Raw genomic sequence first — 24,900 nt, 5'->3', positions numbered from 1 at the left:
CGGTCGCCTCCGCGCCGGGCGGCCGCTTCACCGGTTCGGCCGGCCGGCCGCCACGCGTCCCCTGAAATCCGCCGGCGCAGCATCTAGTTCCCGTCGTCCTTCACGAACCGCTCCACCGGGCCCACCGACTGCGCGTGGACGGTGAGGTCGAGGCCCGGGAACACCGTCGGCACGCGTGCCGAGATCTCCACACCGACCGTGTGCTGCTCCGGCTGGACCGGCCGCACGTCCGGCGACAGCACGAGCTGCGGGCCGAGCTGGCGGATGTAGGCGTCGGCCACGTCCCGTGCCTCGCCCCGCCAGGCGCCGGGCTGCTCGTCGGCCATGGCGCGGGCCTTGCGGGCGCCCGCCTGGGCCGCCGCCTGGGCCACGTGGTCGGCGAAGAAGTACAGCGCGAACTGGACGGTCGCGAAGATCATGAAGAAGAGGACCGGCGTGAGCAGCACGAACTCGATCGAAGTCATGCCGGAGTCGGCGGTACGGCCTCGCGCGGCCGCCGCCCGGCGGCGCACCCACCTGCCGACGCTCACCCGCAATCCCGTCATCCCCGTCGTCCCCGTCGTCCCTGTCGTCCCCGTGTCGTCGTACGACCGCTCAGCAGGTCTTGGACGCGCTGGCGCCCTTGATGCAGTCACCGACCTTGTGGGCGCCGTCGCTGAGCGCGTTGTTGATGATCGCGGCCACCACGCCGACGATCGCCACGACGACCGCGGAGATGATGACCCACTCCACCGCCGAGGCACCACGGTCCAGTTCACCGGAGCGGGCACGCTCGACGCGGCCGCGCATGAAGGTGATCAGGAAGTCGACCGCCGGAATGCCGGTGCCGAAGTTCCGTCCGTTCATTGTGGGTTGTCCCCTTTGTCCTCTCGAAACAGCAGTTGGCAGTTGGTTCGCGCGCCTGGCGAACACCTAGGTAGGACGGCTCACACCTGGAACACCCGCATCGCCGCCGGGAAGATCAGGAACACCAGGAACCCGGCGCACAGCAGCAGCTGTGCGACGAGCATCGACTGCGACTTCTCCCCCGCACTGCCCTCGATCTCGGCGAGCTCCCGGTGCCGCATGGTCTCGGCACGGGAGGCGAGGGACTCACGGACCTTGGCGCCGTCGTCGGCCACCAGGGCCAGGGACGCCGACAGGTCCTTCAGCTCCTCCACGCCCAGCTCCTCGCCGAGCATGCCCAGCGCCTGCCACTGGCTGTGCCCGGTGATCCGGGCGTCAGCGAGGGCGCTGCGGATGCGCTGGTTGGCCCAGCCGTCGGAGATCTCCGCCGCCGCCATCAGCGCCTCGGGCAGACCGCGTCCGCCGGCCAGGCTCATCGACACCAGGTCCAGGTACGCCCCGATGACCCGGCGCAGGTCCCGGCGCTTGGCCGCCGCGTCCCGTCGTACCTCCAGGTCGGGCAGGAAGAAGAACAGAGCCGCGCAGGCCAGGGCCAGCCAGACCGGGATGACCGGGCCGGAGCCGAAGCCCATCGTCCAGACCACCGCGAACAGGAACGGCCCGAAGAACAGGCCGGCCGCCGCGAGCAGCACCTTGGTGGCGAGGAAATTCTCCCAACTCCGCTCCAGGACGGCCAGGTCCGCGCGGAGGGAGCGCTGTTCCCATCCCTGCTGGACGTAGAACTCCGAGATCCGTGCGCCGATCCGAGCGCGCGCCGAACCGAAGCGGCCGTGGGACTCCTTCGTCTGCCGCACCGACTCGTACGCGGCTCCGCGCGCCCGCAGCGCGTCGATCCGCGCGACCTGCGCGACCGGGCTGCGTCGGCTGGGCATCAGGGCGCGAATCAGGGCGTAGACACCGAGGCCGAAGACGACCCCGACGACGATCGGCATGGTGAGGCTCATCGCCGTACCCCCTCCTCCTGCGGCGCGGGCGTGCGGGGCCGTACGAAGCGGACCGCGGACTCGTCCCGGACCAGGAACCGTTCGGGCGTCTCGATGGTGGACAGCTTGCGCAGCCACCAGAAGCCGAGCCCGAACAGGGCGCAGACCAGGGTGAGGACGAGCTGGCCGACGGCAGTGCCGTACGGTGCGACGAAGTCCCGGTTGAAGACGGAGAGTCCGAGGACGAACGCGATCGACACGGCGACGACGATCTGCACCGAGCGCCGGGTCGAGGCGCGCTGGGCCATCACGCGCTGGCGCATGTCGACCTCCTCGCGCGCGGACTTGGCGAGCGCGCCGAGAACCTGGCGCAGACCGGGGCCGCGCAGCCGGGCGTTGAGGATCAGCGCGGCGACGATGATGTCGGCGGACGCGTCGTCGATCTCGTCGGCGAGCAGTTGCAGCGCGTCGGGCAGCGGCGTGCGGGCGCGCAGCCGGTCGACCAGCGCGTCCAGATGCGGCCGCAGGATCGGGGCCGCGGCACGGGCGGAGGCCGGGATGGCCTGCTCCAGGCCGACGGCACCGGCGATGGTGTCGCGCAGGGACTCGGTCCAGGAGGCGAGGGCCTCCACGCGGCGCATGGCGGCGCGTTCCTCGCCGGCGCCGCCGAACAGCCGGTCCCAGAAGAAGACGAGGACACCGGCCGCGAGGCCCGCCACCGCCCAGCGGGTCAGCAGCAGCACCGCGAGCCCGAGGATCGCGGCGAGCGAGCCGCGCTGCCCGGCGAACCGGACGAGTTCCGCGGCCCGTTCGTTCGCCCGCCGCTTCTCGTGCTCGGGCTTGGCGGGCAGCCCGCGGAGGGCGATCAGCAGCAGCGCCAGTCCGCCGCCGGCGGCGACACCGCTGGCGATGGCGTACAGGACGGTGGTGGAGAAGAGGCCGCCCATGGCGCCGAGCGCACCGAGGTTCATGCTCACCCCCACGTCCCCTGCGGCCGGTAGCCGTACGCCATGAGGTCCTCCAGGCAGGCTATGGGCGCGTGCGGCACGACCCGTCCGTCGGGGGTCTCGGCGAAGACCTCGCTCGACAGCACGCGGCCGTCGACCCCGTTGACCTCGCGGACGGAGGTGACCACGCGCTGCAGCCTGCCGCCGGTCTGGTAGTTGTTGCGCCGCTGGACGAACACGACGAAGTTGACCGCGCCCGCGATCAGCATCTGGCTGGCCTCGATGGGCAGCCGCTCGGAGGCCTGCAACGCGTACGTGGAGATACGGTTGAAGACCTCGCTGGAGCTGTTGGCATGGATCGTGGACAGCGAGCCGTCGTTGCCCTGCGACATCGCGTTCAGCATGGTGACGATCTCGTCGCCGAGGACCTCACCGACGATGACGCGGGAGGGGTTCATACGAAGGCTGCGGCGGACGAGTTCGGCCATGCTGATGGCGCCCTGCCCCTCGGAGTTGGGCAGCCGCTCCTCGAACGCGACGACGTTCGGGTGCAGTTCGGCGAAGGTGTCCAGGCCCAGCTCCAGGGCGCGCTCCACGGTGATCAGCCGCTCCTGCTGCGGGATCTCGTTGGCCAGCGCCCGCAGCAGCGTCGTCTTGCCCGCGTTGGTGGCACCGGCGATCATGACGTTCTTGCGGGCCCGCACCGCGCAGGACAGGAAGTGGCCGAGCTCCGGGGTGAGGGTGCCGTTGCCGACCAGGTCGGAGACGAACACCTTGCCCATGCGGGCCCGTCGGATGGACAGCGCGGGCCGCCGGGCCACGTCCATGACGGCCGAGAGCCGGGAGCCGTCGGGCAGCCGCAGGTCGAGCTGCGGGTTGGCGGAGTCGAACGGCCGGGAGGACAGACCGGAGTACGCGCCGAGCACCTGGATCAGCTCGATGAGCTCCTCGTCTGACTCTGCGACGGGCTCCCCCTTCACCTCACGCCCGTCGGAATAGCCGACGAAGACCTGGTCGCAGCCGTTGATGTCGATGTTCTCGACCTCGGGGTCGTCCAGCAGCGGCTGCAGCCGGCCCACACCGAACAGCGCGGCGTGCACGGCGGCCGCGTACTGCTCCTCGGTCTCCGCGTCCAGCGGCGTCCGGCCGACGTGGATCTCGGCGCGGGCGTACTCCTCCAGAATCTGCGCGATGACCGCGCGCGCGTACTGCCGCTCGTCCTCCACGGACATCGGCGCCACGCCGCTGACCTGGTCGAGGCGACGCTGCTCGGCGATCCGGTCACCGGCGTCCTGCCGGAACCGCTTGACCAACTGGTGGTCGACAGCGGTCATCGGCCGGCCTCCGCGTGGCCTTGCGGGTACGGCTGCTGGGGGTACTGGTTGGCGTGGGGGGCCTGCGGGCCGTACGGCTGCCGGGTGTCGTACGACAGCTGCTGCTGGGGTTGGTGTGCGTGCTGGGGCTGCTGGGGCTGGCCCGGACGGGTCTGCTGGTCGGCCTGATGTTCCGGCTGCCGGACCGGCTGCTGAGCCCGGGCCGACGCGGTCCAGGCGGTGCCGAACTGCTGGTTCAGATCGGCTGTGATCTTGCGAGCCGAGCGGACCAGCAGGGACTTGTCAAGACGCCCGCGCTTGCGCCCGGCCAGCATGTCGGCGCCGGCCGGATCGTCCGCGAGGGTCCCGACGACCCGCGCGCCGGTCTGGGAGTGCACCAGCATGTCGTTGACCTGGTTGACCAGCTTGCCGGAGCTGCTCGGGTCGGCGATCAGCAGCACGCCGACGAGCGGGGTGCCGAGCGCCGCGGGGCCGCGTGAACCACCGTGCAGCTTGCCGGACAGGGCGGCGGCCCGGTCCCGCACCCGCGCGAGGGCCTCCGGCTCGGTCCGGGAGACCAGAAGGACGAGCGCCGCGTGAGGGAACAGTTCGACGGCCGGGGTGTCACCGCTGACGCGCCCGCAGTCGGCGATGACGTCGGCGGGGGCGTCCGGCGAGTCGGCGAGAGCGGCGAAGGCGTGCCCGAGGGTGGGCCACAGTCCGGCGAGTCCACCCGCCTGTTCGGCGATGCCGAGGCCGACGAGCACGTCGAGACCGCCGCTCAGCGGCTGGGTGTGGTCCCAGAGCTGGTCCGGCACCAGCCCGCGGCGCGCGGTCGCCGCTATCGACAGCAGGCCGGTGTTGGGGTTGAGCGGTCCGCCGTGCGCGGCGGCGCTGCGGTAGACGAGGTCACCGCCCGCCGGGTCGGTCTCGGCGAGCAGGACGCGGCGCGGCCAGACCGCGGCGAGGGCGACGGCCGCCGTGGTGACACCGGGGGAACCCTTGTCGGCGGCGAGAGCGATGAGCGCCATGGGGTCTGGGCCGCCTTCTAGTTGCCGGAACCGGAGACGTGCACGACGGCGACCGCACTGGCGGATGCGGCACGCGCCACGGCGGCTGCGTCGGACTGGTCGACGAGGAGCGTCAGCGAGAGATTGCCCGTGCTGACGGTGGCGTCGCCGCCGTCCTGCTTGTAGGCGACCTTGCCGGTGGTGAGGGGCTCACCGGAGGCGCCGGCGACGGAACCGGACCCGGACCTGGACGAACTGGAACCGCTGGTGTCGACGTCGTAGACGGCCACGGTGTCACCGGTGTTGATGTCGGCCGGGTACTGGCCCTCCTTGAGGGAGACACCGACGACGGCCTTGCCCGTGGGCAGGACATTGCCGTCGGTGAACATCTGGCCCATGACGATGCTGTCCTTGTAGATGGTCGTCCGCGCCTTGAGCTTCTTCAGTGCGGAGACCTGGTCCCACTTGACGTAGTTGATGCTGTCGTCGGCAGCGACCATGACCGAGGTGACATTGTCACCGACGCTCTGTCCCACCTGGATGTCCGAGGTCACCTTGACGACCTCGACGCGGTTGCCGGCACGCAGCACGAGCGTCGTGGCGCCCAGCGCACCGAGCAGGATGAGCAGCACCGCGAGGGCGGCCAGGGCGGGCTTACGCTCGCGCGGCGGAGAAGGAAGCCGGTCACCGACCGGCGACTGAGCCGGAGCGGCGGAACGACCGGCGCCCGCCCCCGTACGCTCTTGGATCTTCACGCAACCGCTCCCCGTACACCCAAGAAAGTCTCGCCTGCCAGATTCCGTTTGCAACCAGACAGTCCACCCTGTTCCGGTCGCTCCAGTGGATCGAGCCAACCGGACATCCAGCGCCTCGATCAATCGGGCTGACCATCCCGGACTGTTGGCGAGTGTCAAGATCCAGCGCCAGAGTGAGTGTCAAGCGCTCGCACCGTATCAGCCGCAGATAAGCCCCTCAAGGCGCACCCGGACTCCCTACGTCCGTCCAAGCCGCCGTTATGGTCTGCAACCCCCCGCAGCCACATGCCGTTCGAGCGCCGCCGAACGCCTGGGCCGGGGCCTGTGCGCCCGCTAAGCGGCCATCACGTCACGGCACCATCACCGATATTGGGCATCAGGGGCCCACGATCGTCTCGACCCGGGCACGCGAAGACGCGAGGACGTCCGTCGACAATGCGCCGCGCTCAACCGTCGAACCCGGCATGGTAAAAGCCATGGATGGCGAAATCACCCGCTGTTGACATCACGTGTGGGAAAAGTGGTGGTGTCGATATTCACCCGCTCCCCGGTTGCCAGGGTGAAGCTGACCGGCTGGCCGTACGGGACCTCGACGACCGTTCCATACCCGGACGCCTGGGGTTCCGACATCAGCGTGACCATCTTCTCGAACGGGTCGGCGATCATGTAGAAGCCGATCCCGAAACGCCCGTACTTCTGGACGTTTCGCACATAGTCCTTCTCGTCGCCCGGCTCGGACGGGACCTCGACCACCGCCAGCACGTCGAGGCAGGAGTAGCTGTTCTTGCGACGCTCGGCGTCGAAGTCGACGATCGTCAGGTCCGGCGCCGCGTCGTTCTCGCCGGGAAACGTGATGAGCACATCCCCGAAGACCCGCTCTCGAGCAATTCCCGCAGCCTTCACCGCGTCCTTCACGTCGGAGACGGTCCAATCCTGCTCCGGGCTCTGCGGCGTCATGATCACCCTGCCGTCGAAGACCTCGACCTTGTAGCCCTCGGGGATGCCTCCCCGCTCGACCAGGTCGTTCATGATGGACATGGGAGCTCACCTCCTATGGGCATTATGGCTGGCCGGGGGCGAAGATGCGGCCAAGCCGGGCTTTCCGACGCCCCGCACGCCCGATGTCCCCTTGGCCAGACAGTTCAGATAGTGAGGATCCTGTGGGTGGGTCGGCCAAACCGCGACGAGGTAGGGCCTCGGCTGCTGGCTTGCAGTACGAAAGGCGGCCCGGGAGGGGGCTGGGCACGGAGGGCAGAAAGGCACGGAAAAAGGGTGAGAGTGCCTTTGCGTGCCTCCTCCTTCTGCTGGTAGCGGGCGTCGCCGTCCTGCTGGCACTGCTCGACGTGTTCTGGGGAGACGACACATGGCGCTGGGCAGCCGACACATGGCCGGGCGGAGCGTACGGGTTCGCGGTGTGTCTGGGGGCTGCCGCTCCCTGCCTGCTCGCCCTGTCAATCTGGTCGCTGAGCAAGGCCGGCCGAAAGTCGTGGCAGATCCACCCCGCCCGCGCGGCGGGTCACACGCTCCTGACCACCCTGGCGACGGCGTCCCTCTTTCCCTTTCTCTCCCTCGCCTTCAACGCCATGGACAGCGGCAGGGGTCGACACCACTCCGGCTCACCCAGCTGGGCGTTCAGCCACTACCCATGGCTGTGGATCCTCGGACTGGCCTCGACCGTCGGCGGGGCGGTACTACTCATCGGGGTTCTCGTCGTCGTGAGCCGCCGGAGAGGAACCTCGTCAGGCTGACGTGGACCGTCCGGGCAAGCTCGTCGCCACCTTGAAATGGATCGCAATCGGGAGAGATAAGCCCCACGTGGGGAGGGTTGGTGTCCGAGCCCCGCGTCCCTACCCCAGATGGGTGCCGCCTCCAACGCGAACGCCGCCTCGCCCTCTACCTCGCCACCCTCGGCATCGACACCTTCCCACGTCGCATTCACGGCATACGCGTGGGAGCCGCCCGATGACGGCCCTGGCTTCAACGTCTACGCGCGCCCGGGCTGCGCCAGGTACTTCCCGCTGCTTCTTACAGACGTGCTGGAGTTGCCGGACGCCGCTCCGAGGGCATCCCGCATGACCGTCCACGTCCACAACGACAGCCGAGACGAGGTCACCTGGAGTCGCATCGATCCCCGCACCGCACTGCCGTTTTCCCTCCGCGTATGTGATCACGATGCAGAACATCGCGAAAGAGAAGCGGGTCCTCGCAGTCCTGCAGATGCAGCGCTCCAAGGCGTCCGGGGCCATCGCTCGATGGGGGCACGATCAGCACACAGCACACGCGAGGTTAGTACCAATTCGCCCCGAATTCGTACTCTTTGCAGGGAAGTTCGCTCTGGCGAAACCGGGAAGCCCACCGATACCGTCTTCACTCTTGACTGACTTCTGTCTCACGGGGAGCCCACTGTGAAACGCCGCTCTGTGCCCGTTACTGCCGCGCTTGCCACGACAGCAGCGCTGATACTGACTGCTTGTGGCAGCGGGGGCGGCAGCGCCAAGGCCGGTGACAAGATCGCGGGAGCGGACACTGGGAGTCCGACAGCGGCTTCGCCCGGGGCGTCGGCTTCCAGTACGACCGGCCGACCGGAGATCACCTTCCCGTCGAACGCCAAGAACCTCTTCGAAGATCAGAAGACAGACAATGCGACGAAGGACGCGGTCCTGGCGGATAGCGCGATGAGCGTCAACTCCATGGACGACGCGATCTTCAAGGGAAGCACGGACACGAAGGCTCTCGGCTTCTACAACGCAGACAAGGCCCTGAATGCGGCAATCACCTATGTACAGGGATACATCGACAAGAACGACACCTGGGTCGGCGAGACCCGGTACTTCGACCGAAAGGTGACTCTCAAGGGAGCCAAACAGGCTTACGTCACCTATTGCTCCGACGAGAGTAAGTCGTTCCTCAAGAACAAGAAGACCGACAAGGTCGACAACACCCCGACCTCAGCCGACAGTTACGTGCTTTATCACACCTCGCTCGCCAAGAACGAACAGGGAGTCTGGCAGACCACGAGTATCGTGTCGAACCGGGGGGACAAGACGTGTCAGCCATAAGGAATTTGCTCAGGACGGCGACCGTGGTCTCGCTGTCCTGCCTTCCCGTACTCGCGTCCCAGGCGGCATACGCCGGCGGCCGTGGTGACGCCGGTACCGTCGGCCAGAACCAACAACAGGGCAATGCCAGCGACGACGGGACCCTCTCGGCGAGCGTGATCGTCTACGACCGCTCCAAGAATGGCTCCACGAGCTCCGTCGGCCCCCTCACCCCTACTACCTCTTGGGCCCCGCCCGCCTGCTGGTACGCCCCGAAGTACACGCCCTCACAGTTGCAGAAGTACCTGATGCCGATCTGGGCTGCAGAGTCGACGGGCCACGAGTGGGATGCCAAGCAGCGCGACCGGTACGTCGACGGCCACCCCTACAAGGACTTCAACAAGAGCAAGTCCGGTAAGGGCTACTGGTGGGACTCTTATGTCGACGAGAATTTTCCGCCCGGCTGGGACAAGTGCAGCAAGCCCATCTTCTGGGTGAACAAGGGCGCGCCACCACCTGCCGAAATCAGGAACGCTGTCACCCCCAGGATTCTCGCCGAACTCGCCTACAACGAGATCCGTGTCCCCGGCACAAAGGTGACCCTCGCGCCCGCGGGCACCACGAAGGTCAACCTGCCCACCTGGGCCTGGCTGGACGGCGCAGAGTTCAAGCCGGTCTCCGTCACCGCCTCCGTACCGGTGCTCGGGATCTCCGCGACGACGACCGCCGAGCCCGTGTCGCTGAAGATCGATCCCGGTACGGCGGACGCAGAAAGTTACCCACGCTCCGGGGTCTGCGAGATCAAGAACGGGCGCATCGGCGAGCCGTACGCCACGGGCAAGGCGGATGAGACCCCGCCGTGCGGCGTGAACTACCTGCGCTCCTCCGGGAACGGCTCGTACCCGCTCAAGGCGACCGTTACCTGGAAGATCCACTGGACGGGCTCCGACGGCACGGGCGACAACCTCTCCGACGGCACCTTCGGCACCACCCAGGACGTGGTCGTGCAGGAGGTCCAGGCCGTCAACCGCTGATGAGACGTCGGCGGTCTGCTTTACTCAGCCCCGCCCTCGTTCTGGACACCCCGGGCAGAAGCCGCGCTGATAGCGTCGGAGCCGGGGTTCCGAGGGCGCACACGTGCCTTCGCCTGTTTGCAGAAGGAATAGCGAACGACCCGCACAGGAGGGCGAGCGGATGACCGACCATGGGACCGACGCAGCCTTCGCCGACCCGGCGACCGTCCGTGCCTGGCGGAGGGAACGCCGCCGTTCACGCACCAACCTGATCCTTTGGATATTTAGCTTGCTGGGCAGCGTAGTAATCGTTGCAATCCTGAGGGACTGGGTGGGCAACTTTGTCGCGACCACCATCCTCGTCTTGCTCGTCACTGTGACCGCAGTGGGGATTGGTTTCGTCTCGCTCCGCTGGGAGCATCTCAGTCAGATGCGAGACGTGCTGAGGGCGTATCCCTGGCAGAATCACCCTCCGCTCGGAAAGGCGCATCCTGCGGGCATCGAATACTTCCACCTACCCGATCCCGACGGAACGCAAAAGAGCATCAAAGTTGCCTTCCGGAGATACGGCCTGGGCAAGAATTGGCAACGCGCTGTGATGGATTCCAGATCTGCCGGATTCAGGTTCGCGGGCGACCCGCGGTACGCGTGCGTGGTCGCGTTGCCCGGCTATCGGAAACTGCTAGCGGTACGCCCCCAGCACCCGCACCTAAACAGCGATGGCACGCGGCCGGAGAGAGTGACTGAAGCATCCTGGCAGCGTGCACAAGAAGCCGGCATCAATGTCGCACCATCGCTCCAGGAACAACGCCGCAAGCTGGTGTACTCAATGTGGAAGAGCATCCGAAACAATCGATCGACCCCATAGAGCGCCACCTCGGCACTGCCACCAAAGCGTAAGCGAGGCCTCCATGCCGGAATTCCAATTCACCATGATCGCCGGGCAGGGCGACGTCAAAGACGGGCTCACGTTCGGTCATCTCGAAGTCCGAGGAGCGACTGGACAAGCCTCCTCGCGGACTCGCGACAAAGACGGCGGCCTCGGCATTCAGGTATTCGTTGTGCTGCCAGACCTGCTGGACGGTCTGGGTGCCCTCCTCAGACGCGGCCGGGGAACCTTCAAGTTCACGGACCCAGTGTTTTCACTGAAGTTCAAACTCGACAAGCACGGAACGCTGACCATCTCGCATCGCCGGACAGTCATTGATGAGATTGCGCCAGAAGTTGCGGCTATGGAAGTCTGGTCAGCGGTACAAGAATTCACGGGCAATTATCTCGGCAATGTCACAGAAGTAACAGAGTTCACCGAGCTCTCAGACAGCGGCGATATCCAGTTCATCAATATTCGCGCGCGAGTCGAAGCAGCGATGGCACGCTTTCAGAGCACACTGACTGAACTTAAGAGCTGAGCGCCGCCTTAGCCGGCAGGATTCCAGGCTTGTATCCAAGACCTCCGCCACCGCCGCTCACCGTGTCCATGAAGACACCGCTCGTGTCGAAATCAGCACCGAACAAGGTCGTATTGACAGTGGCCCGGGTCAAGCTGGTCACGAACCCCTGGGCAGCACCCACTGTGCTCGTACCCAAAACGTTCTTGCCGTTCAGCGCCATATTGAGTTTGCCGAACTGTTTCCGGTCCATATTGAACATGCTGCTGCGATAGAGCTTGCCCGGCAGGTGGGACAACCCCTTACTCACCAGCGTGCCCATACCGGCTCCGATGACGTTGCCTGTGAGGTTCTGCAGAGCGTTCTTCTGCATCTCGCTCCAACCGCCGTTGAGAGCGTCCTTAAGTGTCGTCTTCATCTCGCCCTTGGCGAACACGAACGCGACCTTGCGGAAGCCCTTGAAATCCTCGCCCATGCGCCACACCTTGACGAGGCGGGCGAAGGCGATCTCTGCCTTCCTGACCTTCAGCGCCATCTTGAATCCGCCCACGAACTTGCCCGCCTTCGCCAGCATGGCTGCCTTGCCGACCACCGGGATACAGTCCAGCACTGCGAAGAGGAGATCCCCCCATCCGGCCTTACCCTGGGCGAACTTGGCGATGGTGTCCGCGAGCACGAGCAGGGCCGCAGCCAACACGAACCACACCAGTGGACCGCCGATGAACAGCAGCAAGATCCCGGCGACGGCCACGAAGATCTTGGCGGCAACTACAGTCCACTTCCAGGCCGTCCCGAGCCAGTCCCCGACCTTCTCGTACCACTTCTTGTTGTGGATCCCGACGTCAGACGCCTTGTGGATCTCGTGGACGAGCTTCTCGGCAGCCTTGTCCTGGTCCTTTCCGGCGCCCTCCGCCTTCGTCTTCAGCTCTGTCAGTTGGGCGTGCAGGTTGTCGACCTGGCTCTGCATCGCCTTCTGGTGGTCATTCGCGTGTTGGGCGTCACGTGTCGCTTTGCGGACATGCTCCGGGTCGGGTGCGGGAGCGTCACCGGAGGGGTTCTTGAGCTTGTCCTGCGCGGATTGGGCGTTGCTTGCGGCAGTGGTGGCACTGGCCAGTCGGGACTGCGCCCGGGAGAGGTCACCGCGCAACGTCCGGGCCCTGGCCAGCGCGTGGTCGGCGGTCGTCTGAGCGTGCTCCATCTTCCCGGCATAGGTCAGCAGGGCGCCCGCAACTATGTCGTACGAGTCGTGCAGCTTCTGCAACTGGGCAGGAAGTTTGCCGATGTGGTCCTTGAACGCCTCCATGGCCTTGCCGGCCGATTCCTTGAGGACCGAGTCCTTCGATGCGGAGCGCATGCCCCTGAGCGCCAGGGAGATGTCCTCGACGAAGGTCTGGTACCGCTGGGCCTGGAGCGTGATCTCGTGCGAATCACCGGGCGTCGGGTCATCGTGCAGGTCTAGGTTGTGCCAGTCGGTTGGGCGGGCCATCGAGGTCAACCCTCCGTGTCGAGGTCGGCGCGGTACACGAAGCGGAACGTGCTGGTGATGAGGTCGAAGAGCTGCAGCATCGGCTCGACCAGCGCCAGTTGCGGTGTACTGGCGCTGATGACGGCGACCTTCGGGTTGTTGCCCGGGAAGGGCACGAAGGTCTGCATCATCACCGCGCGATAGCTACGGTTGTCGTCCGGAATCTCGATGTCCTCAATGCCTTCGGCACGCGCCGCCTCGCCCGCCTCCGGCAATTTCACCAGGCGCACGCGGCGCCAGGGATCCGTGGGACGACGGCCGGGAGCAATCGGCGTCAGCACCCGCAGGAATGTGTCAAGAGGAGTGGGGGCGGTCTCACCCGTGGCCTCGTTCACGGCCTCGGTCACACTGATCATGAGGCTGGCCACCATCGGTTCGTCGTCGACGATCTCGCACATGGAGCCGGAGTAGACGACGTTGTTCTTCCTGGCCTCGCGGGCCACCTTCTTCAAGGTCTTGACCAGATCGGCCTGGTACGCGGCCAGCTCCGGCCTCTGCTTGATCCGCTCCGCCACCACGTCGCGGATCGAGCGGTTGACCGTGGCGGGGTGCACGTCGAACTCGTACCACGTGCTGGGGACCTGGATGTTGATGCCGATGACGTCTCCGGGGGCGGCCCCGGCGAACGGGTCCTCGGTGAGGGTTTCTTCAGTGCCCACCCTTGCCCTCCTTCTCGTGCTTGCGGAGGGCGTTCCTGAGATCCGCGTCGAGTTTGGTCATCTTGTCGACGATGTCCTGCGCCATCTTCGCCACGCCGTCGAGGCCGACGTCGATCTCCTTGCGGCCGTCCTTCCAGCCGTGCATGAAACCTTCCATGGCGTCCAACGCCGAGCTCGAGCCCAGCTCCCCATGGCCCAGCTTGCGATCGACCTGGCCGGTGTCATCCATGCGTTTCTTGATCGACCGCAGTCGGCCGGCCAAGGTATCGAGCCCGGCCAGGCTCACGACGAGATCACCCTTGGACATTCCAGAATCCCCCAATAGCCAAGAGGCGGCGCGTTGTGATGCAAGTTACCTTCGAACATGCAACTGCTGAAGAGCACTTATCTCCGCGAGACCCACGGCTGTCGCCACCTGCGGCCCGCTGAGGCCAAGCACGCCGAGGCGTGACATGCCGGTGTGACGGAGCGACGCGTTGCGCGCCCCGTCACCTCCAGTACCCGGCTGCCGCGTCCCTTACTTGCCCTTCGCCTGCTGCGCCAGCTGGTGGTCCAGCTGCTCGTACGCTTCCTTGGCCTTCGTCAGGAAGTCCGACAGGCCGTGCAGGCCGTGGATGGTCTTGGCGGCGCCCTTCGTGAACTCCTTCACGGAGTCCTCGTACGCGCCGGAGGCCTGCTGGGTGGTGAAGCCCTGATCGACCAGATGCGAGACCCGCTTCTCGACGTTCTTGATGCGGTCCTCGAGGTCGTTCATGTCCTTGATCAGGTCGCCCGCGACCTTCTCCATCTCGGCATAAGTAAGGTCTGCGCCCTTGCTCTTGCCCATGACGGATCTCCCTCCCGTTGTGCGTTGCCGCAGGGACCTCCCCCGCGGCGCGCTCGGACCGGCGGCCTTGCGGTCCGGCCGTCCGCATGAGCAAAGATCCTACGGGTGCGAACCCAGTGGCCGCAGGAGTCCCTCAGATACGGATCGGTGAACCGGTGAGCCTCCCATTGCCGACGGCAAAGCCGGGACGGCTAAGGTCGATCCCACCGTTGAGTGTTACCAGTGTTTTCCGCGTTCCGGGGGCGGCCGCGGCCGTACGAGGAGGACGAACGTGCGCCTGAGTCTGACCGTCGCCGATCCGGTCGGCGGCACCAGCGTCGACGTGGTACTCGACGCCGATCCGGAGTCCACGGTCGGCGACATCGTCCGAGAGCTGGGCCGGCAGGTCGGTATCCGCAGCGGTCCGGGTGACGGCGACATTGCGCAGATCATCCCCATAGGGACGCATCGCGAGGGCGGCGTCGCGTCCCCCACCGGACCGCTCGCCTACGTCGACGGGTACCCCCTCGATCCACACGCGACCGTTGTCGGGTCTCCGCTGCGTGACGGAGCCGTCGTCAGCCTGCACGACCCTGCCGGGTGTCTGTTCGGCGAGCCCACCGGCATCGTGGAGTTCCGCGTGGTCGGCGGTCCCGCTGCCGGAGCCGTGCACCGGCTCGGCGTGGGGAAGTACGACATCGGCAGTGGTCCGGCGGCGCATCTGCGCGTCGAGGATCCCGAACTTCCGGCGCGTGCCGCCTCCCTGGCCATCGCCATCGACGGCGCCTGCCAGGTCACACTCCACGGCGCCGAGGGCACCGTCCGCCTGGACGGCGATGAGTTCAGCGGCGGCGAGTGGCCGCTGGGCGCGCAGCTGGCCCTCGGCAACACCCTGCTGGAGATCATCGGTTACACCCCGCCCAACGCGGCCCTGAAGTGGTCCGACGACGGCATCGGGCTCGACTACAACCGACCTCCGCGGCTGCGCCCGGCCGACCGCCAGACGCACTTCTCGCTGCCCAACCCGCCCGGCGACTACGAGGCCCGTCCCCTGCCCTGGCTGATGGCGCTGCTGCCGCTCGGCGGCGCCGCCGTGTCGGTGCTGATGTTCGGCCGCTGGTACTACCTGATCATGGCGCTGTTGAGCCCGCTCATGCTCTTCGGCAACTACTTCATGGACAAGAAGCACGGCCGGAAGTCGCACGCCAAGCAGGTCAAAGAGTACAAGGAACACAAGGAACGGATCGAGAAGGACGCCCGGGAAGCACTGGCCACCGAGCGATCGGACCGGAGGCAGGCGGTCCCCGACCCGGCCGCCGTTCTCGCCCTCGGCACGGGGCCGCGCACCCGGCTGTGGGAGCGTCGGCGTACCGACGCCGACCATCTGCTGCTGCGTTTCGGTACCGGACACCTGCCCTCCGAGGTGGAGCTGGACGACCCGCGGCAGGACGAGCACAAGCGCAAGGTCCGCTGGTACATCGAGGACGCCCCGGTGGCGCTGTCGCTGCGGGACCTCGGTGTCGTCGGCGTGGCCGGACCCGGAGACTCCGCGCAGTCGCTGGGCCGATGGGTGATCGCCCAGACCGCCGTCCTGCACAGTCCGTTGGACGTGCAGTTCTATGTCCTGACCGACAACGACGCCGGCACCCGCTGGGACTGGGTGCGCTGGCTGCCGCACGCGCGCCCGACCGGGGGCCAGGACGTCAACGTCCTCATAGGCACCGACTCCGAGACCGTCGGCGCGCGCATCGGCGAACTGACCCAGCTGCTCGACGCCCGCCAGAAGGCACTCCAGCAGGGCGGGCGCGTCAAAGTGGACGGGCCCGCCTTCGCCGACCCGGACATCGTCGTCGTCTGGGACGGTTCCCGGCGGCTGCGGTCGATGCCGGGTGTCGTACGGCTGCTGCGCGAGGGTCCGGGCGTCGCCATCCACTCGATCTGCCTGGACGAGGAGGAGCGGTTCCTGCCCGGCGAGTGCCAGGGCGTGGTCGTCGCCGAGCCCCGGCATACCGAGGCCGCCCCCGCCGTCGTCCCGGCGGCGGTCCAGCCCGCCGGCGGCTTCCCGTCGTTCCAGGCGTGGCACCAGGCCGCCCAGCCGGTGGAACAGGTCCAGGAGGAGCCAGAGTTGCGGCTGCGGGTCGAGCAGAGCGGGGCGCTGCGCAAGCGGAACGTACGGCCGGACTTCGTCTCCCCCGCCTGGTGCGCCCGGCTGGCTCGTGCGCTGGCCCCGCTGCGGGACATCAGTGGCGAGAGCGAGGACTCGGCGCTGCCCGGATCGAGTCGACTGCTCGACGTGCTCCAGCTGGAACCGCCGACCCGCGACTCGATCGCCGCCAGGTGGCGGTTGGGCGGGCAGTCGACGCTCGCCGTCATCGGTGAGTCGTACGACGGCCCGTTCGGCATCGACATGCGCAAGGACGGCCCGCACGGCCTGATCGCCGGTACGACCGGTTCCGGCAAGTCGGAACTGCTGCAGACCATCGTGGCCTCGCTGGCCGTGGCCAACACCCCGGAGAACATGACGTTCGTCCTCGTCGACTACAAGGGTGGGTCGGCGTTCAAGGACTGTGTCGAACTCCCGCACACGGTCGGCATGGTGACGGACCTCGACGCCCACCTGGTGGAGCGCGCCCTGGAGTCGCTGGGCGCCGAGCTGAAGCGGCGCGAGCACATCCTGGCCGCTGCCGGCACGAAGGACATCGAGGACTACCAGGACCTCCTGCGCAGGGATCCCTCGCACGCACCCGTCCCCCGGCTCCTCATCGTCATCGACGAGTTCGCGTCCATGGTCCGCGACCTGCCCGACTTCGTCACCGGCCTGGTCAACATCGCCCAACGCGGCCGTTCGCTCGGAATCCATCTGCTGCTCGCCACGCAGCGGCCGAGCGGTGTCGTCTCGCCCGAGATCCGGGCCAACACGAACCTGCGCATCGCGCTGCGCGTCACGGATGCCGGCGAGTCCACCGACGTCATCGACGCGCCCGACGCCGGACACATCTCCAAGAACACACCGGGGCGGGCGTACGTCCGGTTGGGCCATGCCTCTCTGATCCCCTTCCAGTCCGGCCGGGTCGGTGGCCGGCGGCCCGGCGCGGCCGACCCGCAGACCCTCGCGCCCTGGGCGGCCCCGCTGACCTGGCAGGACCTGGGCCGTGCCGCGCTGCGCAAGCCGAAGGCCGAAGTCCGCGAGGACGACGAGATCACCGACCTGAAGGTGCTGGTCGACGCCGTCGGGGAGGCGAACCGGGCACTGGGCATCCCGGCGCAGCACTCCCCGTGGCTGCCCGCGCTGGAGGACACCCTCCTCCTCGACGAGATCCCGGCGATCAGCGCTCAGGGTGCGCTGCCCGCGGCCCCGTACGGTGTCGAGGACCTTCCTGCCGACCAGGCCCGTCGCCCGGTGGCCGTCGACTTCGCCACGTTCGGGCACCTCCTCCTCGCCGGTGCCCCGCGCACCGGCCGGTCGCAGGTGCTGCGCACCATCGCCGGCTCGCTGGCACGCACCAACTCCTGTGCGGACGTGCACCTGTACGGCATCGACTGCGGCAACGGCGCCCTGAACGCGCTGACCCGGCTGCCGCACTGCGGTGCGGTCGTCGGCCGCAACCAGCTGGAGCGGGTCGAGCGGCTCATGGGCCGGCTCTCCGGGGAACTGACCCGGCGCCAGGAAGTCCTTGCCGAGAAGGGCTTCGCCGACATCGGCGAACAGCGGTCCTCGGCCTCGCAGGACGAGCGGCTGCCGCACATCGTGCTGCTGCTCGACCGCTGGGAAGGGTGGTTGCCCACCCTCGGAGAGCACAACCACGGTGACCTGACCGACCAGATCCTGGCGCTGATGCGCGAGGGCGCGAGCGTCGGCCTCCATGTCGTCATCACCGGTGACCGGCAGCTCCTGGCGGGCCGTATCTCCTCGCTCACCGAGGACAAGTACGGTCTCCGGCTCGCCGACCGCGGCGACTTCTCGATGCTGGACATCAACGCGCGCAAGGTGCCCGAGGAGATCCCGCCGGGCCGTGCCTTCCGCGCCGAGACCGCCGCCGAGACACAGTTCGCCCTGCTCGCCGAGGACACCACCGGTCAGGGCCAGGCAGCCGCGCTGCTGGCGATCGGCGACGCGGCGACGGCACGGGACGCCGAGGTACCGCGCTCCCGTAGGCCGTTCCGGGTCGACGTGCTGCCGAACCGGATCTCCTTCGAGGACGCGTGGGCGATGCGCACCCCGGAGACCGCGTCCTCCCCGCTGTGGGCCCTGGTGGGCGTGGGCGGCGACGAGCTCACCGCGTTCGGCCCCGATCTCGCGGAGGGCGTCCCGGCGTTCGTCGTGGGCGGCCCAGCCAAGTCCGGCCGCAGCACGGTGCTTTCGAGCATCGCGCGCTCCTTCCTCGCGCAGGGCGTACGGCTGGTCGTCGCGGCGCCACGTCCGTCCCCGCTGCGCGAGCTCGAGGGACAGAACGGCGTGTTGAAGGTCTTCACCGGCCGCGACATCGACGAGGACGAGCTGGAGGAAGTCATCGGCTCGGCGACGTCCGAGGAGCCCGTCGTCGTCCTCGTCGACGATGCCGAGGTACTGGAGGACTGCGACGCCGAGGACGTGCTCAAGCGGATCGTCGAACGCGGCAACGAGGAGGGGCTCGCCCTGGTCGTCGCGGGTGACGAGGACGAGATCTGCTCCGGCTTCTCCGGCTGGCAGGTCGACGCCAAGAAGGCCCGCCGCGGCATCCTGCTGTCCCCGCAGGAGTCGGGCTCGGGCGAGCTCATCGGCATCCGTACGACCCGCAGCATGGTCGGCGGCCCGATCACTCCGGGCAAGGGCATGCTGCACCTCGGCGGCGGCGACCACATCACGGTGACGACACCGCAGTAGCGCAGGCGCCGGCAACTGCGGTTCGGCGAGCTCGGGGGTTCCTCGCCCCCGAGTCCCGGCGGCGCGGCCACCGGCTTTCCCGCGGCCGAACCGCCGGTGCCGCAGGAGCCACCGGTGCCGCCGGAGCCGCCGGAGCCCGGCCGGCCGAAGGGCCGGTGGGGCCCGGCGGCGGCCGGCTCGTGGGCTCCGAGGGGCTGCCGAAGCGGCCCTACGGCCGCAGCAGATCCACCGTCACATCCGCCGGGAAGCCCGTCGTCGGACCCACCCGGCGGGCGAACTCGGTGACCGCCGCCAGCTGGGGGGCGCCGAAGCTGAAGTCGAGGGTGGTGAAGTACTGCTCCAGGGTGGCCTCGTCGAAGGCCTCCCAGCGGGAGGCCTGTTCGGCGACCTTGGAGACCTCTTCCAGGGAGAGGTTGCGGGATTCGAGGAAGGCCTCGTGGACCTGGCGGGTGACCTCGGGCTCGCGTTCCAGGTAGTCGCGGCGGGCGGCCCAGACCGCGAAGACGAAGGGCAGGCCGGTCCACTCCTTCCACAGGGCGCCGAGGTCGTGCACGTCCAGGCCGAGCTTGGGGCCGTAGTGGAGGTTGGCGCGCAGGGCGGCGTCGCCGATGAGGACGGCGGCGTCGGCCTCCTGCATCATCAGGCCGAGGTCGGGCGGGCAGCTGTAGTAGTCGGGCCGGACGCCGTACCGCTCGGCCAGCAGGAGCTGGGCAAGGCGGACCGAGGTGCGCGAGGTGGAGCCGAGGGCGACACGGGCGCCGTCGAGCCGGTCGAGGGGAACCTGCGAGACGATCACGCAGGACATCACGGGGCCGTCGCAGCCGACGGCGATGTCCGGGAAGGCCACCAGGTCGTCCGCGTTGCGCAGGAACTCGACAAGAGTGATCGGGCCGATGTCGAGATCGCCGCGCACGAGCTGCTCGCTGAGCTTCTCAGGGGTGTCCTTCGTGAGCTCGAAGTCGAGGAGCGTGCCCGTTCTCGCGAGCCCCCAGTAGAGGGGCAGGCAGTTCAGGAACTGGATGTGGCCGACGCGCGGCCGGGTGCGGGAATTGTCCACATCGCGAGACTAGACCCCATGCGGTACGGTCCTGGGACCGACCCCTTCGTCAGCACACCCATCCGGTGGTTCAAACATTCGGGTGACGTGATCTTGGCCCCTATTGCTTCCGGCTGCCTGCGTGCTAAGCTCACCGCAAGTTGCAGTTTGGTTTCCCTTGCAGTACAGAGCCTGCGGAGCATGTGACCGCGGGCTCTCGTCGTTTTCAGACGAATGCAATTGTGCAGCACCGTTTCGCACGTGCAGGTTCTGGAGCAGGGCAACCCTTTTGAGCCCAAGGAGGGCTTATGGCTACCGGAACCGTTAAGTGGTTCAACGCCGAAAAGGGCTTTGGCTTCATCGCCCAGGAGGGCGGCGGCCCCGACGTCTTCGTTCACTACTCCGCGATCAACGCCAGCGGCTTCCGCTCCCTCGAGGAGAACCAGGCCGTGAGCTTCGACGTGACGCAGGGCCCGAAGGGTCCGCAGGCGGAGAACGTCACCCCCGTCTGATCTCTGCCTGATCGCAGAACCTGAGTGCAGTACCCAAGGAGCCCCGCGCCGCAAGGCAACGGGGCTCCTGCCTTTTTCCGTTCATTTCCCGTTCATATGACGGCGCGCGAGTTCGCACGTGTTCACATGTGCTGCATGACCAGGACGAACTTCGTTCCGGCGGCGAGCGCCTCGTACGCGTGCGGCACATCTCCGCGGTACGACATGTAGTCCCCGGGGCCCAGCTCGACGCCTTCTCCGCGCGGGCCGGCCTTCATTTTCCCCTCGGTGACCACGATGTGTTCGGTGGTTCCCGGAATGTGCGGATCGGAATCCCGGACGGTTCCCGGCTCCAGCCACACGTAGTAAATGTCCCGGCGCACTCCCGGCGGGCTCGCCGACAGCAGCGAGGCCAGGTAGCTGGACCGGTCGGAATGCACCGTGGGGCCCTCGCCCGCCCTGATGACCTGGACGGCGGGGCTGGGCGGCTCGACGAGTGCACTGAAAGGCACCCCGAGGGCCACCGCCAGCGCCCAGATCGTCTCCATCGACGGGTTCCCGCTCGCCGCCTCCAGCTGCGACAGCGTGGACTTCGCGATGCCCGCGCGCTTGGCCAGCTCGGACAGCGACAGCCCGGTGCGGGTGCGCTCGCGCTTGAGGGACGCGGCGATCCACTCCATCGGGAACCGGGCGGGCGGCCCGGACGGCGTCTCGGCCGACACCTCGGGCGCCCCTTCGGGCGATGCCTCGGACATGTCGTGCGCTCCCGTTCGCTTCATCGGTACGATCGTTCGTCTTGACGAACAAACTTACTGCTGTCCAGTATAAAAAACATGCGTTCGCCACTCCGAACACCACCCCGTACACCCGATGACCACGCCCTGATCCGGGACAGCTCGCTCGTCTGGCTGGCCAGCGGCATCGTCGGTGTCTCCTTCGGCGCCGTCTCCGTCGCCGGCGGGCTGCCGATGTGGGTGCCGGTGCTGATGTCGCTCGTGGTGTACGCCGGATCGGCCCAGTTCAGCGCGGTCGGCGTGCTGCTCGCCGGGGGCGGGCCGTGGGCCGCCGTGGCCACCGGGCTGCTCCTGAACACCCGTACGGCGGCCTTCAGTCTGGCGGTGGCGGACCTCATTGGTACCAGTCGGACGACCCGTTTTCTGGGCGCGCATCTGGTCACCGACGAGACGGTCGCCTTCGCCCTCGCCCAGAGCGACCCGGTACGGCAGCGCCGGGCGTTCTGGATCTCCGGGCTGGGTCTGTTCGGCGTGTGGAACCTCGGTGTGCTGGCCGGCGCGCTCGCCGGGGGCGCACTGGGTGACACCGCCCGCTACGGCCTGGACGCGGCCTTCCCCGCCGTCCTCGTGGCCCTGGTACTGCCCGCGCTGCGCGCGGACGCGGTGGTGCGCAGGTGCGCGCTGGTGGGCGCGGCGCTCGCCCTCGCCGTGACGCCCGCCGTACCGGCCGGGGTGCCCGTGCTGGTCGCTCTGGCCGGGCTGTTCCTGCACCGCCGAGGACCCCGGGGGGCCGCCGCGTGAACGCCACCGTCGTCGTGATCCTCGCCCTCGCCCTCGGCACGTACGCCTTCCGGCTGGTGGGGCCGGTGCTGCACGGGCGCGTGGAGATACCGGCCCGCGTGCAGGAACTGACCTCCGCCGGGGCGGTCGTCCTGCTCGTCGCCCTGCTGGCCACCGGGGCGCTGACCCAAGGCGGGGGTTTCGCGGGGTGGGCGCGGCCGGCCGGGGTGCTGGTCGGCGCGGTGCTGGCCTGGCGGCGGGCGCCGTTCGCCGTGGTAGTCGTGGGCGCGGCGGCTACGACGGCGCTGCTGAGGGTGGCGGGACTGTCGTAAGGGGGCCGGGCGTTGTCAGTGCTCCCGGCTACGGTCCCTCCCCATGACCGACGCCCGTGACTTCCTCACCGCCACCCGCACCTTCTACGACGCCATCGCCGACGACTACGCCGACCGGTTCCCGGACGACCTCTCCGGCAGGCCGCTGGACCGGGCCCTCCTCGCCGCCTACGCCGAACTCGTGGGGCGGGACGGGAAAGTGGCCGATCTCGGCTGCGGGCCGGGGCGGACCACCGGCCACCTCGCCTCCCTCGGCCTGGACGTCCACGGCGTCGACCTCTCCACGTCCATGCTGAAGATCGCCCGCCGTGAGCAGCCGGGTATTCAGTTCGTGCAGGGCTCCATGCTGGACCTGGACCTGCCGGACGGGGCGCTGGCCGGGGTCGTCTCCTGGTACTCCACGATCCACACCCCGGACGAGGAACTGCCCGCAGTGTTCGCCGAGTTCCACCGCGTGCTGGCTCCGGGCGGCCATCTGCTGCTCGGTTTCCAGGTCGGGGACGTACCCCGGCGCCACGAGCAGCCGTGGGGTCACCCGGTGACCCTCGACTTCATCCGGCGCCGTCCCGAACAGCTGGTACCGCTCCTCACGGCCGCCGGCTTCACCCTCGGCTCACGCACGGTCCGCGCCGCGGATGAGCAGCTCGGGGAATCAACCCCGCAGGCCTTCCTCTTCGCCCACCGGCCCGTCTGAGAGGCGCTCCGCGAGGAAGGCGGACCAAGTCGAGGGGGAGAGGGTGAGGTGGGGGGCGGTGGGGGGTTGCTTGGAGTCGCGGATGTGGATGGCGGTGGGGTGGGCGGCAACCTCCACACACTGGCCGCCTTCGCCGTCGCTGTAGCTGGACTTCCGCCAGATGTAGGCGAGTTCGACGCATTGCCCGCCCTCGCCACTGCTGTAGCTCGACTTGAACCAGCTCAACTGCTCTATGGTCATCGCTTTTCCAGCATCTTCTCGATCAGGTCCAGGGACTCGTGTGGGTTGAGAGCCTGAGCCCGGATGATCCCATAGCGACCAGTGAGGATGCGGACTTGTTCCCGGTCAGTGATGAGCTTGGGGTGTCCCTGAATCTCCATGTACGCAACCTGCTCCTTCCCCTTCGGAGCAAGCAAGGTGAACGAGCCACCGAGCGAGGGGTGTTCGTATCGGGCCGTCGGCATGACCTGCAAGTGGACATTCCGCATGCGCCCGATCCGCATCAGCTGGCGCAGCTGGCCCCTGTGTACCTCGGGCCCGCCGATCGGCCGCTCCAGCACTGCCTGTTCCATGATGAAGCTGAACTCCGGCGGAGGCCATTGCTCGAAGACGTGCTGGCGTGAGAGCCGGTCGGCCACTCGCTTCTCGATCGTCTCCTCGTCCAGAGGAGGATGCCGTTGGGTGAACACAGCACGGGAGTATTCCTCGGTCTGGAGCAGCCCGAGGACGCCCATGGTGCTGTAGTCGTACAGGGAGACCGCCTCCGCCTCCAGCCCCGCATAACTCCGATACCACTCCGGATGCCGCGTCCGCGCCCTGCTCATCGCCTCCTCGACCTGCGGGATGACCTCCTTGAACAAGCCCTGCGCGTCCAGCAGTTCGTCCGCCTTCTCCAGGAACTCCGGCCTCGGTGTCCGTACCCCCCGCTCCACCGCGGAGATCAGATCGGGGCCGTAGCCCAGCAGCGCGCCGAACTCCCGCTGGCCGAGACCCGCCCGTTCCCGCAGCAGCTTCAACTGCCTGCCCAGGACGACGAACACCGCCACCGAGCCGTTCGCCTCGGCCGGTGTCTCCGGCCTGCGTTCCTGTTCCTCCGTCACGCCACCCTCCGACGACTCGTACTGCAAACGAACCGCACCCGTACGACTACGTACAGTCGCGGGGTCTCCCCTGGTCAGGGTAGGGAGAACCCACCACGCTCGGTGATGTGAATCTGGAAATCTCCACCCCCCTCATCGAATTCGTCCAGCGGCTCAGCGCCACCCCGCGCGGTGCCCGGCTGGCCCGCCGACTGGCCGCGAACTGGCTCGCCACCTGGGGTTACCCGCATGCCGGGGACCCGAACGACACCGTGCAACACGTCGTGGCCGAGCTGGCGGCGAACGCGGTCACCCACGGTCGCGTGCCCGGACGGGACTTCGAGCTGCGGTTGCTGCTGCTGCGCCCGCGGGACACCGTGCGTATCGAGGTGAGCGACGCGCGGGGTGACCGTACGCTCCGGTTCCTCGACGGGGCGCTGGAGGACGAGTGCGGGCGGGGGCTCGTGCTGGTGCAGGTGCTGGCGTCGCGGTGGGGGCTGGTGGAGCGGGACGTCGGCAAGACGGTGTGGGCGGAGGTCTCGCTCGGCGGCGGGCGCGGCACTGGGCGGCCGTGTCCGCCAACGCGCGCGCGGGAGGACTGAGCGCGC

Annotated in this window: 25 protein-coding genes and 1 pseudogene; 10 read left to right on the top strand and 16 right to left on the bottom strand. The window is 68.1% G+C overall.

Annotation, left to right across the window (positions count from 1 at the left end):
• Nucleotides 1-83: 83 nt before the first annotated feature.
• The 8 genes and pseudogenes from ACWD5D_RS26180 to ACWD5D_RS26145 all read right to left on the bottom strand — a co-directional run bounded on the left by ACWD5D_RS26180 (nt 84) and on the right by ACWD5D_RS26145 (nt 6,892).
• On the bottom strand, nt 84-545 hold the full coding sequence (locus ACWD5D_RS26180; RefSeq protein WP_451375179.1) for a TadE family protein: 462 nt from the start codon (nt 543-545) through the stop codon (nt 84-86).
• Nucleotides 546-594: 49 nt separating this feature from the next.
• On the bottom strand, nt 595-846 hold the full coding sequence (locus ACWD5D_RS26175; RefSeq protein WP_451375178.1) for a hypothetical protein: 252 nt from the start codon (nt 844-846) through the stop codon (nt 595-597).
• Between the two features lie 80 nt (nt 847-926).
• Nucleotides 927-1,850: a type II secretion system F family protein gene (locus ACWD5D_RS26170; RefSeq protein ID WP_451375177.1), complete on the bottom strand. Its 924-nt coding sequence runs from the start codon at nt 1,848-1,850 to the stop codon at nt 927-929.
• Nucleotides 1,847-2,776 (bottom strand): type II secretion system F family protein, encoded by a 930-nt coding sequence (locus ACWD5D_RS26165; RefSeq protein ID WP_451375239.1) that lies wholly within the window; start codon nt 2,774-2,776, stop codon nt 1,847-1,849. Before ACWD5D_RS26165 ends, ACWD5D_RS26170 begins: the two co-directional genes overlap by 4 nt.
• 26 nt (nt 2,777-2,802) lie before the next feature.
• Nucleotides 2,803-4,110: a CpaF family protein gene (locus ACWD5D_RS26160; protein ID WP_451375176.1), complete on the bottom strand. Its 1,308-nt coding sequence runs from the start codon at nt 4,108-4,110 to the stop codon at nt 2,803-2,805.
• A 140-nt stretch (nt 4,111-4,250) separates the two neighbouring features.
• Nucleotides 4,251-5,120: pseudogene (locus tag ACWD5D_RS26155) on the bottom strand (hypothetical protein); the annotation flags it as partial.
• Between the two features lie 17 nt (nt 5,121-5,137).
• Nucleotides 5,138-5,854: a hypothetical protein gene (locus ACWD5D_RS26150; RefSeq protein WP_451375175.1), complete on the bottom strand. Its 717-nt coding sequence runs from the start codon at nt 5,852-5,854 to the stop codon at nt 5,138-5,140.
• A 489-nt stretch (nt 5,855-6,343) separates the two neighbouring features.
• Nucleotides 6,344-6,892, bottom strand: coding sequence for a Uma2 family endonuclease (locus tag ACWD5D_RS26145; RefSeq protein WP_451375174.1), 549 nt, complete (start codon nt 6,890-6,892; stop codon nt 6,344-6,346).
• Between the two features lie 1,367 nt (nt 6,893-8,259).
• On the opposite strand from ACWD5D_RS26145, the gene ACWD5D_RS26140 reads away from it, so the two are divergent.
• The 4 genes from ACWD5D_RS26140 (at nt 8,260) to ACWD5D_RS26125 (ending at nt 11,314) form a co-directional block, all read left to right on the top strand.
• The gene (locus ACWD5D_RS26140; RefSeq protein ID WP_451375173.1) at nt 8,260-8,913 is read left to right on the top strand and encodes a hypothetical protein; all 654 of its coding nucleotides are present in this window, start codon (nt 8,260-8,262) and stop codon (nt 8,911-8,913) included.
• 32 nt (nt 8,914-8,945) lie between these two features.
• Nucleotides 8,946-9,926, top strand: coding sequence for a hypothetical protein (locus ACWD5D_RS26135; RefSeq protein WP_451375238.1), 981 nt, complete (start codon nt 8,946-8,948; stop codon nt 9,924-9,926).
• Between the two features lie 160 nt (nt 9,927-10,086).
• Complete coding sequence (locus ACWD5D_RS26130) at nt 10,087-10,773, top strand: hypothetical protein (RefSeq protein WP_451375172.1); 687 nt, start codon at nt 10,087-10,089, stop codon at nt 10,771-10,773.
• 43 nt (nt 10,774-10,816) lie between these two features.
• Nucleotides 10,817-11,314: a hypothetical protein gene (locus tag ACWD5D_RS26125; RefSeq protein WP_451375171.1), complete on the top strand. Its 498-nt coding sequence runs from the start codon at nt 10,817-10,819 to the stop codon at nt 11,312-11,314.
• Here the strand turns inward: ACWD5D_RS26125 and ACWD5D_RS26120 are convergent.
• The 4 genes from ACWD5D_RS26120 to ACWD5D_RS26105 all read right to left on the bottom strand — a co-directional run bounded on the left by ACWD5D_RS26120 (nt 11,304) and on the right by ACWD5D_RS26105 (nt 14,303).
• A complete protein-coding gene (locus ACWD5D_RS26120) occupies nt 11,304-12,779 on the bottom strand; it encodes a hypothetical protein (RefSeq protein ID WP_451375170.1) in 1,476 nt (491 codons plus the stop codon). The genes ACWD5D_RS26125 and ACWD5D_RS26120 overlap by 11 nt on opposite strands.
• Before the next feature lie 5 nt (nt 12,780-12,784).
• Entirely contained in the window at nt 12,785-13,477 is a 693-nt protein-coding gene (locus tag ACWD5D_RS26115; RefSeq protein ID WP_451375169.1) for a hypothetical protein, read from the bottom strand.
• The gene (locus ACWD5D_RS26110; RefSeq protein ID WP_451375168.1) at nt 13,467-13,784 is read right to left on the bottom strand and encodes a hypothetical protein; all 318 of its coding nucleotides are present in this window, start codon (nt 13,782-13,784) and stop codon (nt 13,467-13,469) included. The genes ACWD5D_RS26115 and ACWD5D_RS26110 overlap by 11 nt, the downstream gene beginning before the upstream one ends.
• Before the next feature lie 210 nt (nt 13,785-13,994).
• Nucleotides 13,995-14,303, bottom strand: a complete 309-nt coding sequence (locus tag ACWD5D_RS26105; RefSeq protein ID WP_451375167.1) for a WXG100 family type VII secretion target — start codon at nt 14,301-14,303, stop codon at nt 13,995-13,997.
• A gap of 271 nt (nt 14,304-14,574) precedes the next feature.
• Here ACWD5D_RS26105 and ACWD5D_RS26100 point away from each other — a divergent pair, with 271 nt between their 5' ends.
• Nucleotides 14,575-19,146 carry an FtsK/SpoIIIE domain-containing protein gene (locus tag ACWD5D_RS26100; RefSeq protein WP_451375166.1) on the top strand — a complete coding sequence of 1,524 codons (4,572 nt, stop codon included), beginning with the start codon at nt 14,575-14,577 and terminating at the stop codon, nt 19,144-19,146.
• Nucleotides 19,147-19,354: 208 nt separating this feature from the next.
• On the opposite strand, the gene ACWD5D_RS26095 is transcribed toward ACWD5D_RS26100, so the two are convergent.
• The gene (locus tag ACWD5D_RS26095) at nt 19,355-20,203 is read right to left on the bottom strand and encodes a menaquinone biosynthetic enzyme MqnA/MqnD family protein (protein ID WP_451375165.1); all 849 of its coding nucleotides are present in this window, start codon (nt 20,201-20,203) and stop codon (nt 19,355-19,357) included.
• 287 nt (nt 20,204-20,490) lie between these two features.
• On the opposite strand from ACWD5D_RS26095, the gene ACWD5D_RS26090 reads away from it, so the two are divergent.
• Entirely contained in the window at nt 20,491-20,694 is a 204-nt protein-coding gene (locus ACWD5D_RS26090) for a cold-shock protein (RefSeq protein WP_003998944.1), read from the top strand.
• Nucleotides 20,695-20,816: 122 nt separating this feature from the next.
• Here ACWD5D_RS26090 and ACWD5D_RS26085 read toward each other — a convergent pair whose 3' ends face one another.
• On the bottom strand, nt 20,817-21,428 hold the full coding sequence (locus tag ACWD5D_RS26085) for a helix-turn-helix domain-containing protein (protein ID WP_451375164.1): 612 nt from the start codon (nt 21,426-21,428) through the stop codon (nt 20,817-20,819).
• A 78-nt stretch (nt 21,429-21,506) separates the two neighbouring features.
• Here ACWD5D_RS26085 and ACWD5D_RS26080 point away from each other — a divergent pair, with 78 nt between their 5' ends.
• The 3 genes from ACWD5D_RS26080 to ACWD5D_RS26070 are packed head-to-tail and all read left to right on the top strand — an operon-like array spanning nt 21,507 to nt 23,213.
• The gene (locus ACWD5D_RS26080) at nt 21,507-22,208 is read left to right on the top strand and encodes an AzlC family ABC transporter permease (protein ID WP_451375163.1); all 702 of its coding nucleotides are present in this window, start codon (nt 21,507-21,509) and stop codon (nt 22,206-22,208) included.
• On the top strand, nt 22,205-22,519 hold the full coding sequence (locus ACWD5D_RS26075) for an AzlD domain-containing protein (RefSeq protein WP_451375162.1): 315 nt from the start codon (nt 22,205-22,207) through the stop codon (nt 22,517-22,519). Before ACWD5D_RS26080 ends, ACWD5D_RS26075 begins: the two co-directional genes overlap by 4 nt.
• 43 nt (nt 22,520-22,562) lie before the next feature.
• On the top strand, nt 22,563-23,213 hold the full coding sequence (locus ACWD5D_RS26070) for a class I SAM-dependent DNA methyltransferase (protein WP_451375161.1): 651 nt from the start codon (nt 22,563-22,565) through the stop codon (nt 23,211-23,213).
• Here ACWD5D_RS26070 and ACWD5D_RS26065 read toward each other — a convergent pair.
• Together ACWD5D_RS26065 and ACWD5D_RS26060 are read right to left on the bottom strand one after the other, a co-directional pair.
• A complete protein-coding gene (locus tag ACWD5D_RS26065) occupies nt 23,172-23,453 on the bottom strand; it encodes a DUF397 domain-containing protein (RefSeq protein WP_451375160.1) in 282 nt (93 codons plus the stop codon). The genes ACWD5D_RS26070 and ACWD5D_RS26065 overlap by 42 nt on opposite strands.
• Nucleotides 23,450-24,313, bottom strand: a complete 864-nt coding sequence (locus tag ACWD5D_RS26060; protein ID WP_451375159.1) for a helix-turn-helix domain-containing protein — start codon at nt 24,311-24,313, stop codon at nt 23,450-23,452. The genes ACWD5D_RS26065 and ACWD5D_RS26060 overlap by 4 nt, the downstream gene beginning before the upstream one ends.
• A gap of 107 nt (nt 24,314-24,420) precedes the next feature.
• On the opposite strand from ACWD5D_RS26060, the gene ACWD5D_RS26055 reads away from it, so the two are divergent.
• Nucleotides 24,421-24,894: an ATP-binding protein gene (locus ACWD5D_RS26055; RefSeq protein WP_451375158.1), complete on the top strand. Its 474-nt coding sequence runs from the start codon at nt 24,421-24,423 to the stop codon at nt 24,892-24,894.
• The last annotated feature ends 6 nt before the right edge of the window (nt 24,895-24,900 follow it).

It is taken from the genome of Streptomyces sp. NPDC002520, from assembly GCF_053595235.1.
This window is presented reverse-complemented; position numbering and strand designations above follow the sequence as displayed.